Here is a 15,958-nt window from a genome sequence, read left to right as displayed (position 1 = left end):
CTAGTCGATGACCAGCACCAACTTGCCGTCGCGGAAGAACGGGGTGAGGTTCCCGCGCGTGTCGACGGTGTGGGTTCCACGCGGGAGAACGACCTCGATCGCGGTGAACGCCAGGATGTCCGAGACACCGTGACGGCCGCGCAACGACCGTTGGCCCTGGAAGCGCAGAGCGCGCCCCTCGCGGCGGTACTGATGGGCCTCCGCAGCAGCAGAGGCGCCGACTCGCAGCGCCTCCGGACCCACCAAACGCCCTGACGATGCGCCACGTACGGCAACGCCAAAGCCCTGGTTGACCAGCGAGTTCACCACTGCGTCGGACGGGGGCACTGGTACGAGGAAGGACATCGCGTAGTGGCCGTCGACCTCGTGCACCACGACCGTCCGGGCCGTGGTGAGCTGTGTGTCGTGCAGCTCTAACGCGATCTTCTCCGCTTCCCAGCGGTTCTCGTAGCCGGCGTCGATGCCGACGAAGGTGCTGGTCACCTGACCTCCACGAAGATCGGGTTGGTGTAGCACCACAGGTCCTCCCACGGGTTCGCGGCTCCCGGAGTGTCCGCCTGCGGTTCGAACGCGCCGCGGTTGCCGTCGGTTCCGCGCATCCGGAGGTAGAACGGCTCCCGGACGTTGCGGAACGTGTGCGTGAAGACCGCATAGTGCCAGCGCGGCTCGTAGGATCGCTCGACCTTCACATGTGGCGTGGACAACGTTTCGGATGAGCTCCGACCGGTTACCAGGCCCTTGATGAGGTCCAAACGACGTAGGCGCGGCACGAAACCCGCACTGTTCGGGCGTGTCGCCAAGCGGGCCTTGACCAGCACGGTCACGTCGGAGCCGCGCCGCACGCGCAGCCTCCCACCCAGTGTCGCCGCACCGGACGAGCCGTAAACCGAGAACTGCAGATCGTCGACCAGACCGCCGTGCGAAACCCACGCGCGACCCGCCCGAAGGCCCTCCATCACGGCACCGCGCGTCCGGCGTGTCGCGCCCACGACGGTTCGGGAAAATTCGCACGGGAAGAAGTCGACGTACGGCGGCTGCACCTGCGGCGGGCCCGTGTCGACCGGGTCCAGGTGCTTGCCGAACTGGTCGAACTGGATGCCCGGTTCCGGCACGCGGACGATGGTGTCGCGCGAGTTGAAGTGCGAGTCGGAGTTCGACGTGACCCACCAGCCGAGACCCTCGGCGAGCAGCGAGTCCCACACGCCGCCGACCTTCGCGGTCATCCAGTCGAAGCCGCCGTACGTGCGGTAAGCCTCCGGCGGGTACGCCGCGTACGAGTTGGAACCGGGGCTGTTCGCGTAGCCGCCGCGGTGGCCGCCGGGACCGCGCAACGGGTCGCCGTCGCCCTGTGCACCGGGCGCACCCTCCATGCCGACAACGATGTCGGGCGCGAGGTCTCGCATCGCACGCAACTCGTAAGGCGCCACACGGCCGTTGCGCATCGGGTGGTTCACGAACACCAGCGCGGACTTCATCGTGCCGTTGCGGATCTTGGTCTGGAGGAACCGGATCGCGTCGAGCGCCTTGCGCTCGTTGGCCGGGTTGGACGCCTCGGCGCCGTTGAGCCGCCAGTCGAACTGCCGCTCGAAGTCGCGCAGCACGCCGGCCTCGTCGCGGCAGTCCTCGAAGAACAGGGTCGCGTGCTCGGCGCCGGGAACGTTCCACTCCATGCCGTGCCACAGCAGCAGCTGGGGGAACTTCCGCGCGGCGCGGCTCACGTCGGCCGCCGTCGCCTCCACCGAGTGCGCCTCGTGCGACTGGTGGCCGTGGTCGGTGATCACGAGCCAGTCCGTGCCGTGCCGCAACGCACCGCGGATCTGCTGCTCGATGGTGTACATGCCGTCGTACGAGTACTGCGTGTGCGTGTGGTGATCGCCGGACAACCAGTGGTATCGGGTCGACGCGGAGGCACTCCCGGAACCCAGGACCCCCGCCACACCCAGCACACTCGCTCCCTGCAAGAAGCGTCTGCGGGCTACTTCGGGCACAGCGGGTCCTCCACGCGACTGGTCGGGTCGATGGAGGCTAGACCGATCGGGTGAGACGCAGGTAGCCGCTGAATGGCTGGTGAAAGAACAAGTTCCAGAAAGATCTAGATCGGGAGCAGGTCGACCCAGTCCAGGAACGGCAGCGCTCCGGCGGCCTGCAGCGCCGCGAGCCCGAGCCACAGGGACAGGACCGTCACCACGGGCCCGACGATCGCCATCTCCACGACGCCGCCGGTCTTCATCCGCATGATCTTCGGCGGCGCGACCGGGAACCACGTCTTGCCCATGATCGGAACCGGCCACAGGATCGGGCAGCCCTGCTCGGTGATCGCGTCGCCGAGGTAGTGCGCGAAGCAGCCGACACCGACCGCGATCCCGCACGCCGCGGCGGACGCGTTCGTCTGCGAGGTCCACGCGATCATCGCCCAGGTGATGCCCGCGGACACCACGGTGATCATCAGCGCGTCCTGCTTGGGGCACCAGTCGTTCATGATGCCGCGCACCGCGAGGCCGGCGAACACGAACATCAACACCGGCAGTGCCCACTTCTGGCTGTTCTGCACGACCGCGGTGGTGAACACGGCGGCGAACAACGCGAAAACCAGCGTGTGCGTGAGACCGCGGTGCCCGCCATCTCGGTTGGAATCCTTGCGAGTCCTGGTCGTTCGGTACACGAAGCTGCTGAGTGTGTTGATACCCGCGGAAAGCCCGCCGCTCAACGCACCGAACGTGCGCGAGATCGTCGAACCGGGGTGGTCGAGGTCGGGCAGCAACGCCGCACCTGTCGCGAGAACGGCGCCGACAGCCCAGCTCTGCGGGGAGAGCTGGCCGATCGGGTGAGCGGAGGCGAGTGCGGTGACGGCGGACCAGGCAAGCAGCCCGCTCATCGCATGTGTTGGCCCAGTTGACACTTACGCCCCTTCTGATGATCACCCGACGAGTGGAACAGTAGCCGCAGGTATCAGGCGGTTGAGGCCAAACTCCATATCTGCGGACAACTGATCTCCCAGAAGGAGTCACGGACATGGCGCAGGTTTGGCTCATCACCGGCACTTCTCGCGGCATCGGACGTAAGACGGCGGAAGCGGTGCTCGCCGCCGGGCACCGGCTGGTCGCGACCGCGCGCAATCCGCGCGACCTGGATGATCTGGTCGCGGCACATGGCGACCGGGTCAGAGCCGTGACGTTGGACGTGCGCGATCCCCAGCAAGCCTTAGACGCCGTGCGGACCGCCGTCGTTGAGTTCGGCCGCCTCGACGTCGTGCTGAACAACGCGGGCGCAGGCCGCGTCACGTCGATCGAGGAGTGCTCCGAGGCCGACTTCCGCGACCAGTTGGAGGTCAACCTCTGGGGTGTAGTCAACGTCACCCGCGCCGCGCTCCCGGTCCTGCGCGAGCAGCGGTCCGGCCACTTCCTGCAGGTCGGCTCCACCGCGGGGCACATGGCGTTCGGCGGCGGGCTCGCGCCGTACGTGATGGCCAAGTTCGCCCTGCGCGGCTTCTCGGAGTCGCTCGCGGCCGAGGTCGCGCCGTTCGGGGTCAGGACGACCCTGATCGAGCTCGGCGGCTTCCAGACGGACTGGACCGGCCCCTCCCTGGTGGTGACCGAGCCGGGGGAGGACTACGTTTCGTCTGCCGGGGCTCTGCTCGACATGATGCGCGGCGCGCACGGCAACATGCCTGGTGATCCTGCCAAGGCCGCGCGCGTCATGCTCGACGTGGTAGCCATGGACGAGCCGCCGCTGTGTCTGCTGCTGGGCAGCGACGCGGTGGATATGGTGCGCATGGCGGACCAGGCACGGAACGCGGAAATCGACAAGTGGGAGCACGTGAGCCGCTCGACCGACCGCGACCCTGAATCGGTGTAACCAGGGTCGCAAGCACACGTCGGCGGTTTACCAGTACGCTTGTCTTGCTTGCATCGTCGCGAGAGGAGCGCCCGGGTTATGGGCAAGATCAAGGTTCAGGGCACCGTCGTCGAGCTCGACGGCGACGAGATGACCCGGATCATCTGGCAGTTCATCAAGGACAAGCTGATCCACCCGTACCTGGACGTCACCCTTGAGTACTACGACCTGGGCATCGAGCACCGGGACGCCACTGACGACCAGGTCACCATCGACGCGGCCAACGCCATCAAGAAGCACGGCGTCGGCGTCAAGTGCGCCACGATCACGCCGGACGAGGCGCGTGTCGAGGAGTTCGGCCTCAAGAAGATGTGGGTCTCGCCCAACGGCACGATCCGCAACATCCTCGGCGGTGTCGTCTTCCGCGAGCCGATCATCATCTCGAACGTTCCGCGGCTGGTCCCCGGCTGGACGAAGCCGATCATCATCGGCCGTCACGCGCACGGTGACCAGTACAAGGCCACCAACTTCAAGGTGCCCGGCGCCGGCAAGCTGACGATCACCTTCCAGCCCGAGGACGGGTCGGACCCGATCGAGCACGTCGTCACCGAGTTCCCGGCGGAGGGCGGTGTGGCGATGGGCATGTACAACTACAACAAGTCCATCGAGGACTTCGCCCGCGCCTCGTTCTCCTACGGCCTGCAGCGGGGCTACCCCGTCTACATGTCGACGAAGAACACGATCCTGAAGGCCTACGACGGCGCCTTCAAGGACATCTTCGAGCGCGTGTTCAACGAGGAGTTCAAGGCGGAGTTCGACGCCAAGGGCCTCACCTACGAGCACCGCCTCATCGACGACATGGTCGCCGCGGCCATGAAGTGGGAGGGCGGCTACGTCTGGGCGTGCAAGAACTACGACGGTGACGTGCAGTCCGACACGGTCGCGCAGGGCTTCGGCTCGCTCGGCCTGATGACGTCGGTCCTCATGACCCCGGACGGCAAGACGGTCGAGGCCGAGGCCGCGCACGGCACCGTGACGCGTCACTTCCGCCAGCACCAGGCCGGCAAGCCGACCTCCACGAACCCCATCGCGTCGATCTACGCGTGGACCCGTGGCCTCATGCACCGCGGCAAGCTGGACAACACCCCCGAGGTGATCCGCTTCGCCGAGGCGCTCGAGGAGGTCGTGATCGAGACCGTCGAGGCCGGTCAGATGACCAAGGACCTGGCCCTGCTGATCAGCAAGGACCAGGCGTGGCTGACCACCGAGGACTTCCTCGGCGCGCTCGACGAGAACCTCAAGAAGAAGATGGCGTCGTTCTGACTCCTCGCCTGATCTGAGCACTGCAGAAGGCCACCCCGGTCACGCCGGGGTGGCCTTTCGCGTTCCCGCGTCACCCGGTCGGTTCCTCTTGCGGGTGGTTGCCGCGCCGAGCCGTCCACGGGGCACCGGCAGCCGCTATATCTGCTGCTCTGGGCTTTGTGCGGGTATTCGGAGGCAGCGCGATGTTGGGTGTTCCGGTCAGGGGAATGATCGTGATCGGCGTCCTGGGGATCGCCGGCGTCATGTACGTGGCGAACGGTGGCAAGCCCATGGACAGCAAGACGGGGACGGAGATCTGCAAGATCACGGTGACCGCGGACATCCTGAACGTGCGGTCCGGGCCGGGCGACATGCAGCCGATCGTCTCGACGATGCCGCGCGATGCCGTGGCCGATGCACAGGCGCGGGTGGAGAACGGGTACCGGATGCTGAGCGACCGGCGCTGGGTTAGCGGCCAGTTCGTGGCGCTGACCAGCGATTCCACCTGCAAGTGAGCGACCGGGCGAATTTCCGGTCCTCGGTGAAGGCCGCGGAAGCGGTATGAAACACGAGGGGATTCCCGGTTCGGAAAGGCCTTTCCAGGCCGGGGCACCCTCCTTAGGATTGATCCGGCTGGTCTAGTCAGGACGGCCCTGAACGCGCCGCCACGTGTTCGAAGAGCGTTGCGGCGAAGGGACGTATCCGGTGGCGGTCACGAGTTCCGTGGTGTCCGACCGCAAGCGTGAGCTGGCCGCCCTGCGCAGGGCACTGGACGAGGCCGCCCAGGGTGCGCCCTCGGTCGTCTGCGTCGAGGGCAGGGTGGGTCTGGGCAAGACGACGGTGCTCGCCGAGACCGTGCGGATGGCCAAGGAGCTGGGTTTCACGGTCTTCCGCGCGCAGTGCTCGGCCTCGGAGTCGGGGTTCCGGTTCGGCGTGGTCGCGCAGCTCTTCGAGAGCGAGGCCGACGAGATCTTCGACGGTGACGCGGACCAGGCCGCCATGCACCGCCTGCACCGGCTGGTCCGCGAGGTCTCACTGGGCGCTCCGGTGCTGCTGGCCGTGGACGACGTCGAACAGGCCGACGCCGCCTCGTTGAACTTCCTGTCCTACCTCCGAAGACGACTGGGCGAGCTGCCCGTGCTGGTCGTGGTCACGCGGGGGCTCGCCGTCGATGCGACACCGTTGCTGCGCGAGGTGGTCGGTGACGCGCGGCGGATCCCGTTGGCGGGCCTGGACCAGCAGGCCTGTGCCCGGTTCCTGCGCACGATCTTCGCGTCCGGCGTCACCGACGAGGTGGTCGCCGACTGGCGGGTGGCGACCGGCGGCAACCCGTACCTCCTCGCCCTGCGCCCGCGCGACCTCGGGGAACGCGCCGGCGAGCTGGTCTCCCGGCTGGCGCAGGCCGGTCCGCAGGTCGTGGCGCTCGCGCGGTCGTTCGCGGTGCTCGGCGAGGTGGACCTGGCGCTGGCCGGCGCAGCTGCCGGGCTGGGCCCGCGGGAGGCCGTCGACGCGACCCGGGCGTTGGGAGGCTTGGGTTTCGCGGGTGTGCCGATGGTGCTGGCCACGCTGGCGCAGAGCACCACCGCACTGGACCGCGGCGCGATCCACGCGCGGGCTGCCCGTTTTCGGCACGACGACCAGGCACCCGTCGAGGACGTCGCCGCGCACCTGCTCGAAGCCGCTCCGATCGGTGCGGACTGGGTGCGGGACGTGCTGCGCATCGCCGCACGACGGTCCACTTCGGACAAACAGATCGCCTACCTGCGCAGGCTTCTGCGCGAGCCGCTGCCGGACGACCTGCGCGGCGAGGTGCTGGTCGAGCTGAGCGAGGCGCAGTCGCTGGTCGACCCCGGTGCGGCGATCGCGTCGCTGAACAAGGCCGCCGGTCAGTCGATGGACGTGCTGGCCGAGGGGCGGATGGCGTTGCTGCTCGCCTACGACCTCGCCGGGCGGCGGATGTACCGCGACGCGGTGGCCAAGGTCGAGTCGGTGATCGCGCGGGTGTCCGGTGTGGACGCGGATCTGGCGCAGCGGCTGGACCTCTACGCGTTGTCGCTCGGCTTGGAGGAGTCGTTCTTCTCCGGTGAGGTGGAGACGCGGATCGCCAGGCTGTCCGGTTCGCGCATGACCTCGGTGAGCAACGAGCGGTTCTTCAACACGGTGCTCGCGTACCGGGGCGCCACGATCGGCGCGAACCTGGGGGAGACGCGGCGGCGGGTGCAGGCGTCCCTGCCGTTGCACATCGGCCGCGACGTGATCGACCAGTACTCGTTCGCGCACATGATCGTGGCGTTGATCGGCATCGACGAGTACGAGCAGGCGGACCGGCAGTGCGAGGAGGCGCTGCGGGTGACGTCGGAACGAGATCTCGCCGTGGGCGCGGCTCTGGTGCAGGGGTTGCGGTGCCACGTGGCGCGGCGGCTGGGGGCGTTGCCCGACGCGGAACGGCTCGGCATCACCTCTCTGGAGAAGCTGGACGTCTTGGGCGCCAACCAGGACGGCAACGTGGTGGTCACCGTCTCCGGACTGGTAGGTGCCTGGGTGGACACCGGCGACACGACGTCAGCGTTGCGGCTGCTGCGCGACCGGGAGCTGGCCGGCGATCTGCCGGAGTACTCGCACTACCAAGCACTTTTGCACCAGCGCGGCCGCCTGCACATGGCCCTCGGCGACCCGGCCGCCGCATTGCGCGACCACCTCGACTGCGGGCACCGGGTGGAACGGCGCGGCGCGCGCAACCCGGCTTTGCAGCCGTGGCGTTCGCACGCGGCGCTGGCGCACTTGGCGTTGGGGCAACGGGATCAGGCTCTGCGGCTGGCCGAACAGGAACTGGAACTGGCGCGGGACTGGGGTCTCGCGGTACCGGTCGGTGTGGCGTTGCGGATTTCCGGTGTGGTGGCGGGAAGTGCCGCGCTGCTGGAGGAGTCCGTGTCGGCGTTGCGCGCGGCACCGGCGCGGCTGGAACTGGCGCGGGCCCTGGTCGACTGGGGAGTCGTGCTCCGCGCTGCCGGGCGCGGCCCGGAGGCGCTGGCGGCGTTGCGGCAGGGGCACGACCTGGCGAAGAGGTGCGGTGCGATCCCGTTGATGGGCGTCGCGGCACGAGAGCTGCGCGCGGCGGGCGGCCGTCCTGCCCGGACACAGTCGGGTTCGGTGCTGACCGCGCAGGAGGACCACATCGTGCGTCGAGCCGTGCACGGGCTGACGAATCGGCAAATCGCAGCGGAACTGTTCGTGACGCCCCGGGCGGTCGAGCTCCACCTGACGCGCGCCTACCGAAAACTGGGTATTTCCGGCCGTCGTGATTTGGCGGCGGCATTGGAAAAGGCCGGCGCGTGAGGGCGGCGCCGGCCTTTTCCAAGAGTCGTTACTTGAGAACGATGATGCCCGACGCGAAGATCGTGCCGCCGGCCTTGTGGCCCTTCACGTCCACCGACGCGCCGACCTTCAGGTCGCCGGAGATGACGGTCTTGGTGACGTCGTAGTCCACGTCCACAGTCGTGGAGGCGTTGACCTTCACCTTGATGGACTTGCCCTTGACGATCGCGACGACCTCGCCGCTCACGCTGGCCGACGCCTCGGTCGACTGGGAGGTCACCGGGGCGGCGATGGCCTGGGCGGCACCACCGAAGAGCACGGCGGTGGCGGCGAGACCGACGAGAACACCCTTGATCGCGTTCATTGTTTCTCCTTGATGCTTGCGTGCTTTGGGGAGATTGCTGGGCCCGGTTGAAATCTGGCCGATGGTGATCCGCACGCTCAAGGGGTGGCCGCGAACAATACGTATTCCCCGAAGTGCCGCTTTGCATTGGCCAACGACTTCGGTGGCGTGTGGCAAACTTGTGGGCATGCTGCGGAACATGTTTCGGTGGGGCAGAGGCAAGGGCGTCACGCAGTGCTCCTGCGAGCCCGAGTGGCAGGGCCTCTACACCGAGATCGACGGCCAGCGCCAGCTGGCGCTGCCCCGCGACGAGATGGCGACCATCGTGGGCTACCTGGATTTGAGCGCTCATTGCGCCGGCTGCGGTGCCGAGTACCCGAAACCCTGGGGCCTGGCCTCTCGGTAGGCTCCTCCGTCGTGCTCACGGTCTCCACGGTCAACGTCAACGGTCTGCGCGCTGCCGCCAAGAAGGGCTACCTCTCGTGGCTCTCGGCCTCTTCGGCCGATGTGGTGTGTCTCCAGGAAGTCCGCGCCGAGCCAGATGAGCTGGCCGCTGACGTGCATTCGCCCCACGGCTGGCACGGCGTCTACGCGCCGTCGTCCCTGAAGGGCCGCGCCGGCGTAGGCGTGCTGTCGCGCGTCGAGCCGTCGTCCGTGCGGGTGGGCTTCGGTGATTCCGAGTTCGAGGCGAGCGGCCGGTACGTGGAGATCGAGCTGCCGGGCGTGGTCGTCGCGTCCCTGTACCTGCCGTCAGGCGATGTGGGCACTCCGAAGCAGGACGAGAAGGATCGCTTCATGGCGGCGTTCCTGCCGTACCTGGTGTCGCTGCGGGAGAAGGCGGCCGTATCGGGCCGTGAGGTGCTCGTGTGCGGTGACTGGAACATCGCGCACCGGGCCGAGGACCTGAAGGCCTGGAAGACGAACCAGAAGTCGTCCGGGTTCCTGCCGTACGAGCGGGAGTGGATGTCGTCGGTGTTCTCCTCCGGGTACACCGACGTGATGCGGTCGCTGCACCCTGACGCTGTTGGGCCTTACTCGTGGTGGTCTTATCGCGGGAAGGCTTTCGACAACGATTCTGGGTGGAGGATCGACTATCAGGTGGCCACGGATGGGCTGGCTGCTGCGGCCACGTCTGCCGTGGTGGAGCGGGCGGCGACGTATGCGGAGCGCTGGTCGGACCACGCCCCGGTCACTGTCGTCTACTCGGACTGACTCAACGTCTGAGATCAGGCACAATCGCGTCTGGGAGGTGACGGGATGCACGAGGTCGTGGCTGCCAAGCTGGCCGAGATCGAGGACCTGTGCCGGACGCTGGGCGTTCGGCGGCTCGACGTGTTCGGCTCGGCGGTCGGTGAGTCGTTCGACGTGGAGTTGAGCGATGTCGACCTCCTTGTGGACTTCGACGTCACACAGAGCTTCGACCACTTCGGTACCTACTTCGCGCTGAAGGAGGGGCTGGAGCGGATCCTGGGCAGGCCGGTCGACCTCGTGGTCAGCGCGAGCATTCGCAACCCGTACTTCCGCCAGCAGGTCATGGACACCAAGGAAACTCTCTATGCGGCGTGATCCCCGCACGTACCTGTGGGATGCCTTGCGCGCCACCGAGTTGCTGGCCGACGGTTGATCAGAAACTGGCCGACTCGATTCCTGACCTGCCTCGCATCGTGGCGTTCCGCAACATCCTGATCCACGGCTACGCAAGCGTGGACGATGCTTTGGTGTGGCAGGTGCTCGCGGAGAAGCGACCGCAATTGGAAGGGCACCTTCGTCAGTTGCTCGCCGGTCTCGGCTGAGCCGGTCGGACCACGCCCCGGTCACCGCAACCTTCGACTGGCCCAACCCCCAGCCCGCCGACCGGAGCAACCTCACCCCGCAACGCACGTCTCTCCAGCGTTGATCCGTTCCGGAGGGGGCTTCTCGATGTCTGTTCGTCGCGCAACGCTGGCACTCGGCGTGAGCGTCGCCGCCCTCCTGGCGGCAGCCGCCCCAGCATCGGCGATCATCGGCGGCACGGTGAGCAAGGATGCGCCGTGGGCGGTCCACATGCTCGTCGACGGGGCACCGCAGTGCACCGGCACCGCCGTTGCCAGGGAATGGGTCCTGACGGCCACCCACTGCTTCAAGAACATCCCGGACTCGGCGATCACCTTCCGCGTCGGAAGCCTTGGCCCGCAAGGGGGTGAGGTGGTGCGGCCGATCCCCGACTCCCGTCGCGGCAACGACCACACCGACATGACGCTGATCAAGGTTCCGCCGATGACGGTGGCTCTCGCTCGCCTTGCCGAGAGCGGTGACCTCGCCGCCGGTAAGACGATCACGGCCTACGGCTGGGGTGCGACGTGCACTGATGGGCTGGAGGGCGGGTGTCAGTCTCCCGTGCTGAAGCAGGCCGATCTGACCGTGCGACCCAACTCGGATCAGGAGTGCCGGGACGAACGCATGGTCTCTGACAGCCCCACGGAGTTCTGCGCGGCGCGCATCAACGGCATCACTGCCGGGGGCGACTCCGGTGGCCCCGCGTTCCTCACGCGCCCCGATGGGAGTGCGGTGCTCGTCGGCGTTCTGTCGTTGAGCGACCGCGATCACCTCGCGAGCTTTGGCGACGTTGCGTACCAACGGGCGTGGATCCAGTCCGTCATCTAGGCCGACTGACCCAGCCCGACCAGCCTTTATCGCTCTTGTCGCCCGGCTGACGGCTCGATTTCACCTGTCGGCTCCCCGAATATGAACACGATTCACCATCGATGAATCGGGGGCGGCTGATGACAGGTTTCAACCGGCGTTCGTTCCTCCTCGCGATGGGTGTGGGCGCCGCAGGCGTGCCGCTCCTCAACCCTCAGGCGATGGCCTCGACCGCGGGCACCACGCTCGAGGTCGCCGCCACGCCGATCGGCACCAGCGGCTACCGCAGGCTCGCGGCGGGCCCCGGCTGGCCGATGGTCGTCCGTGCTGATCTCGTGCCCGCCCACCCGAACCGGGCGGCACGAAGGAGCGCGCTGACCAGCTTCGTGCAGTTCAGCGACATGCACATCTGTGACGCGCAGAGCCCGTTGCGCTTCGAGTACCTGCACCCGCAGATGGGTTCCGGGGCGCACCGGCCGCAGGAGACGCTCACCGCGCAGGGCTCCACCTCGCTGGTGCGGCGCGTCAACGCCGTCAAGAAGGGCCCGATCACCGGTCGGCCTTTCGATCTGCTGATGACGACCGGAGACAACACCGACAACCACGAGCACGTCGAGCTGGACTGGTTCCTCACGGTCCTCAACGGCGGCTCGATCACGCCGAACACCGGTGATCCCGCGCGGTACGAGGGTGTGCAGAACGCGGGCATCCAGACGTTCTGGCAGCCAGACCTGTCCGGCACCGACTCCTACAAGGCCGCCGGGTTCCCGCGGTTGCCGGGACTGCTCGACGCGGCGATCCGCCCGTTCACCAGCCCCGGCCTGAACATCCCCTGGTACTCCACGATCGGCAACCACGACGACAGCGTGGTCGGCGCGCTGCCGGACGGGTTGCTGGACAGCTGGTACACCGGCCGCAAGAAGATCGTCGGGTTCGGCGACCCCGTGCAGAACGCCAAGGTCGCGCAGGCGTTCCACGACCCCAAGGCGGTTCCTGAGGCGATGGCGATCATCGCGAACGGCGGCGTCGTCCGGACCGTTACGCCCGACAGCCGGCGACGGTTGTTCGACACGGGTCAGTTCGTGCGCAAGCACCTGCCGACGGGCGGGCACGGCTACACCGAGGCGAACGCGGACGGGGTCGACGTGTTCTACACGTTCCGGATGGCGCCGGGTGTGACCGGCATCAGCATGGACACGACGAACCTCGCGGGCTTCTCCGAGGGCTCCATCGGCCTGCATCAGCTCAACTGGATCGAAAAGACCCTCAAGCGCAACAGCTCGCTCTACTACGACTGGCTCGGCCGGCCTGCCCGGCAGAGCGTCACCGACGAGCTGTTCGTGCTGTTCAGCCACCACACGAGCAAGACGATGGGCAACGTTCTGCCGGACCGGCGCCGGCCGCTGGACCCGCGCATGAACGGCGACGCCCTCGTGAACCTCCTGCACCGGTTCCCGAACGTGCTGGCGTGGGTCAACGGCCACACGCACCGCAACGTGATCACGCCGCACCGGCACGGCACCCCGTCCCGCAGCTTCTGGGAGATCAACACCGCCGCGCACGTCGACTACCCGCAGCACGCCCGCGTGATCGAGGTCGCGGACAACGGTGACGGCACGTTGTCGCTGTTCACGACGTTGCTGGAGGCCGAAGCGCCCTACCAGGTCGACTACGACGACCGCAGTGACACGGGGCTCGCCAGCCTCTGCCGGGAGTTCACCTACAACGACATCCACTCGCGGACGAGCCCGCTCGGCACACCGCTCGACCGGAACACGGAACTGCTGGTCGCGGTGCGGTGAAGTGGGATGTCCCACAGCCGGTCGCACCTGATCAGGAATTTCGGCGGCCTAAGGTCGTTGACGTGGCAGTGGACATCTCAATAACCCCACCGCAGCCCCGGCCGAGCGCGGCGGCCATGCGGCGTGCCCTGCGCCGGGCCTCCGACGGTGCCGTGCTCGACGCGACCGAGGCCGCCGTGTTGCTGCATGCGCGCGGTGAGGACCTGGACGCGCTGTTGGTCTCGGCGGGCAAGGTGCGGGACGCGCACCTGCTCGCCGAGGGCCGTCCCGGGGTCGTCACGTACAGCCGGTCGGTGTTCATCCCGCTGACCAGGCTGTGCCGGGACCGATGTCACTACTGCACCTTCGCGACCGTGCCGCACAAGGTGCCCGCCGCGTTCCTGGAGCGCGACGAGGTCCTGGAGATCGCCAGGGCGGGCGCGGCCCAGGGGTGCAAGGAGGCCCTCTTCACGCTCGGGGACCGGCCGGAAGACCGGTGGCCCGCCGCGAAGGAGTGGCTGGAGGCGCGCGGCTACGAGTCCACTTTGGACTACGTGCGGGCCAGTGCCATTGCGGTGCTTGAGGAAACCGGGCTGCTGCCGCACCTGAACCCCGGCGTGCTGAGCTGGGAGGAACTTCAGCGCCTGCGCCCGGTCGCGTCCAGCATGGGTATGATGCTGGAGACCACGGCCGAGCGGCTGTGGAGCGAGAAGGGCGGGCCGCACTACGGCAGCCCGGACAAGGATCCCGCTGTCCGCCTCCGCGTCCTCACCGACGCCGGCCGGGTCAACGTCCCGTTCACCACCGGAATCCTGATCGGCATCGGTGAGAACCTGACCGAGCGCGCCGAGTCGTTGCTCGCGATGCGGCAGATCGCCAAGCAGTACGGGCACATCCAGGAAGTCATCATCCAGAACTTCCGCGCCAAGCCGGACACCGCGATGCGCGGCATGCCCGACGCGGACCTGACCGAGCTCGCGGCGACGATCGCCGTTGCGCGCCTGGTGATGCCGTCGACGGTGAGCGTGCAGGCGCCGCCGAACCTGGTGGGCCAGGAGTTCGACCTGATGCTGCGCGCCGGCGTCGACGACTGGGGCGGCGTCTCGCCGATCACGCCGGACCACGTGAACCCCGAGAAGCCGTGGCCGCAGGTCGACGAGCTCGTGGACATCACGCGCGAGGCCGGGTTCAGCCTGCAGGAGCGGCTCAACGTCTACCCGCGCTTCGTTCGCGCCACCCAGGGGCAGTGGATCGACACGCGCCTCACCACGCACGTTTCCGCGCTGGCACTGGAAAGCGGCCTCGCGAACCCGGACGCGGAGGTGGTCGGCCGCGAGTGGCAGGAGCCCGACGGCGGGATCGACACCTACGGCCGCGCTGATCTCAACACCACTATCGACACCGTGGGCCGCACGAGCGACCGCCGCGGCGACTTCGACGATGTCTACGGCGACTGGGATGAGCTGAGGATTCCCGTTGCGCCGCAACGGCTTTCCGAGGACGTCCAACGTGGACTGAAGATGGCGGCGAACGACCCGGCGGCGTTGCTCGGCGACACCGACGCCGCGATGGCGCTGCTGACCGCCGACGGCGACGCGCTGGAGGAGATGACGCGGCTGGCCGACGACCTGCGCCGCGAGGTGGTGGGCGACGACGTCACGTACGTGGTCAACCGCAACATCAACTTCTCGAACGTCTGCTACGTCGGTTGCCGCTTTTGTGCTTTCGCGCAACGGGAACGCGACGCGGACGCGTTCCGTCTCTCGGCTGAGGAGGTCGCCGACCGCGCGCAGGAGGCGTGGGACGCGGGTGCCACCGAGGTCTGCATGCAGGGCGGCATCGACCCCAAGCTGCCGGTGACCTACTACGCGGATGTCGTGCGCACGATCAAGAAGCGCGTGCCGGAGATGCACGTGCACGCGTTCAGTCCGATGGAGATCGTGTCGGCGGCGGCCAAGGCGGGCGTGAGCGTGCGCGACTGGCTGAGCGAGTTGAAAGAAGCCGGTCTCGACACGATTCCCGGTACAGCGGCCGAGATCCTCGACGACGACGTGCGCTGGGTGCTCACCAAGGGCAAGCTCCCGACCGCGACCTGGCTGGAGGTCGTCGGCACCGCCCACGAGCTCGGCATCCGGTCGTCCAGCACGATGATGTACGGCCACGTGGACCACCCCGGCCACTGGCTCAGCCACTTCCGCGTGCTTGCCAAGCTGCAGGACCAGACAGGCGGGCTCACCGAGTTCGTCGCGCTGCCGTTCGTGCACCGCAACGCCCCGATCTACCTCGCCGGCGTCGCACGTCCCGGCCCCACCCGCCGCGACAACCGTGCCGTGCACGCGTTCGCGCGGTTGGCGTTGCACGGCCGGATCGACAACATCCAGTGCTCGTGGGTCAAGCTCGGCGACGAGGGGACCGCGGAGATCCTCAACGGCGGCGCGAACGACATCGGCGGCACGTTGATGGAGGAGACCATCAGTCGCATGGCCGGATCCGAGCACGGATCGGCGCGTACTGTGCGTGAGCTTGAAAGCCTGGCTTCGCTCGCTGGGCGTAACGCCCGTCAGCGGACTACGACATATGGGCGAGTGCGGATCGATCAACAGTGACCGATAGTCTGTTTCGGCGCATCGACGCTACCGGCCTTCGGTAGCTTGGCGGCCAATCAGTCAGCAAGGTTCACCCGTTCCGGGGTGGATCTGTGCCTTGGGGAGGCTCGGCAAGTGCAAGGCATGAGTCTGGTGCTCAGTGCTGCAGTTGAGAG

15 protein-coding genes are annotated in these 15,958 nt (G+C 67.8%); 11 read left to right on the top strand and 4 right to left on the bottom strand.

Features of this window, described 5'->3' with window-relative positions; translation table 11 throughout:
- The 3 genes from ACIA8G_RS17890 to ACIA8G_RS17880 all read right to left on the bottom strand — a co-directional run bounded on the left by ACIA8G_RS17890 (nucleotide 1) and on the right by ACIA8G_RS17880 (nucleotide 2,899).
- A complete protein-coding gene (locus tag ACIA8G_RS17890) occupies nucleotides 1-483 on the bottom strand; it encodes a hypothetical protein (RefSeq protein WP_396419586.1) in 483 nt (160 codons plus the stop codon).
- Nucleotides 480-1,946, bottom strand: coding sequence for a PHP domain-containing protein (locus ACIA8G_RS17885; RefSeq protein ID WP_396419585.1), 1,467 nt, complete (start codon nucleotides 1,944-1,946; stop codon nucleotides 480-482). Before ACIA8G_RS17885 ends, ACIA8G_RS17890 begins: the two co-directional genes overlap by 4 nt.
- A 146-nt stretch (nucleotides 1,947-2,092) precedes the next feature.
- Complete coding sequence (locus ACIA8G_RS17880; RefSeq protein ID WP_396419583.1) at nucleotides 2,093-2,899, bottom strand: metal-dependent hydrolase; 807 nt, start codon at nucleotides 2,897-2,899, stop codon at nucleotides 2,093-2,095.
- 113 nt (nucleotides 2,900-3,012) lie between these two features.
- Between ACIA8G_RS17880 and ACIA8G_RS17875 the strand changes: the two genes are divergently transcribed.
- From ACIA8G_RS17875 to ACIA8G_RS17860, 4 genes are all read left to right on the top strand, one after another.
- Nucleotides 3,013-3,855 carry an SDR family NAD(P)-dependent oxidoreductase gene (locus ACIA8G_RS17875; RefSeq protein WP_396419582.1) on the top strand — a complete coding sequence of 281 codons (843 nt, stop codon included), beginning with the start codon at nucleotides 3,013-3,015 and terminating at the stop codon, nucleotides 3,853-3,855.
- Nucleotides 3,856-3,933: 78 nt separating this feature from the next.
- A complete protein-coding gene (locus tag ACIA8G_RS17870) occupies nucleotides 3,934-5,157 on the top strand; it encodes an NADP-dependent isocitrate dehydrogenase (protein WP_319975034.1) in 1,224 nt (407 codons plus the stop codon).
- A gap of 212 nt (nucleotides 5,158-5,369) precedes the next feature.
- Nucleotides 5,370-5,651, top strand: a complete 282-nt coding sequence (locus tag ACIA8G_RS17865) for an SH3 domain-containing protein (protein ID WP_396419581.1) — start codon at nucleotides 5,370-5,372, stop codon at nucleotides 5,649-5,651.
- 190 nt (nucleotides 5,652-5,841) lie between these two features.
- Nucleotides 5,842-8,472, top strand: a complete 2,631-nt coding sequence (locus ACIA8G_RS17860) for an AAA family ATPase (RefSeq protein WP_396419579.1) — start codon at nucleotides 5,842-5,844, stop codon at nucleotides 8,470-8,472.
- 28 nt (nucleotides 8,473-8,500) lie between these two features.
- On the opposite strand, the gene ACIA8G_RS17855 is transcribed toward ACIA8G_RS17860, so the two are convergent.
- Nucleotides 8,501-8,815, bottom strand: coding sequence for a hypothetical protein (locus tag ACIA8G_RS17855; RefSeq protein WP_396419578.1), 315 nt, complete (start codon nucleotides 8,813-8,815; stop codon nucleotides 8,501-8,503).
- Nucleotides 8,816-8,981: 166 nt separating this feature from the next.
- Here ACIA8G_RS17855 and ACIA8G_RS17850 point away from each other — a divergent pair, with 166 nt between their 5' ends.
- The 7 genes from ACIA8G_RS17850 to ACIA8G_RS17820 all read left to right on the top strand — a co-directional run bounded on the left by ACIA8G_RS17850 (nucleotide 8,982) and on the right by ACIA8G_RS17820 (nucleotide 15,803).
- Nucleotides 8,982-9,200 carry a hypothetical protein gene (locus tag ACIA8G_RS17850; RefSeq protein ID WP_396419577.1) on the top strand — a complete coding sequence of 73 codons (219 nt, stop codon included), beginning with the start codon at nucleotides 8,982-8,984 and terminating at the stop codon, nucleotides 9,198-9,200.
- Between the two features lie 11 nt (nucleotides 9,201-9,211).
- Nucleotides 9,212-10,006, top strand: a complete 795-nt coding sequence (locus ACIA8G_RS17845; protein ID WP_396419576.1) for an exodeoxyribonuclease III — start codon at nucleotides 9,212-9,214, stop codon at nucleotides 10,004-10,006.
- 45 nt (nucleotides 10,007-10,051) lie between these two features.
- Entirely contained in the window at nucleotides 10,052-10,360 is a 309-nt protein-coding gene (locus ACIA8G_RS17840) for a nucleotidyltransferase family protein (RefSeq protein WP_396419575.1), read from the top strand.
- 98 nt (nucleotides 10,361-10,458) lie between these two features.
- A complete protein-coding gene (locus ACIA8G_RS17835; RefSeq protein WP_396419574.1) occupies nucleotides 10,459-10,587 on the top strand; it encodes a HepT-like ribonuclease domain-containing protein in 129 nt (42 codons plus the stop codon).
- 127 nt (nucleotides 10,588-10,714) lie between these two features.
- Nucleotides 10,715-11,437 carry a S1 family peptidase gene (locus ACIA8G_RS17830; protein ID WP_396419573.1) on the top strand — a complete coding sequence of 241 codons (723 nt, stop codon included), beginning with the start codon at nucleotides 10,715-10,717 and terminating at the stop codon, nucleotides 11,435-11,437.
- A gap of 119 nt (nucleotides 11,438-11,556) precedes the next feature.
- Nucleotides 11,557-13,218, top strand: a complete 1,662-nt coding sequence (locus tag ACIA8G_RS17825) for a TIGR03767 family metallophosphoesterase (protein WP_396419572.1) — start codon at nucleotides 11,557-11,559, stop codon at nucleotides 13,216-13,218.
- A 62-nt stretch (nucleotides 13,219-13,280) separates the two neighbouring features.
- Nucleotides 13,281-15,803, top strand: coding sequence for a bifunctional FO biosynthesis protein CofGH (locus tag ACIA8G_RS17820; RefSeq protein ID WP_396419571.1), 2,523 nt, complete (start codon nucleotides 13,281-13,283; stop codon nucleotides 15,801-15,803).
- The last annotated feature ends 155 nt before the right edge of the window (nucleotides 15,804-15,958 follow it).

Source organism: Lentzea sp. NPDC051213 (genome assembly GCF_044455585.1).
GTDB lineage: Bacteria > Actinomycetota > Actinomycetes > Mycobacteriales > Pseudonocardiaceae > Lentzea.
The sequence above is the reverse complement of the archived record's forward strand: the minus strand, read 5'-3'. Positions and strand labels throughout refer to the sequence as shown.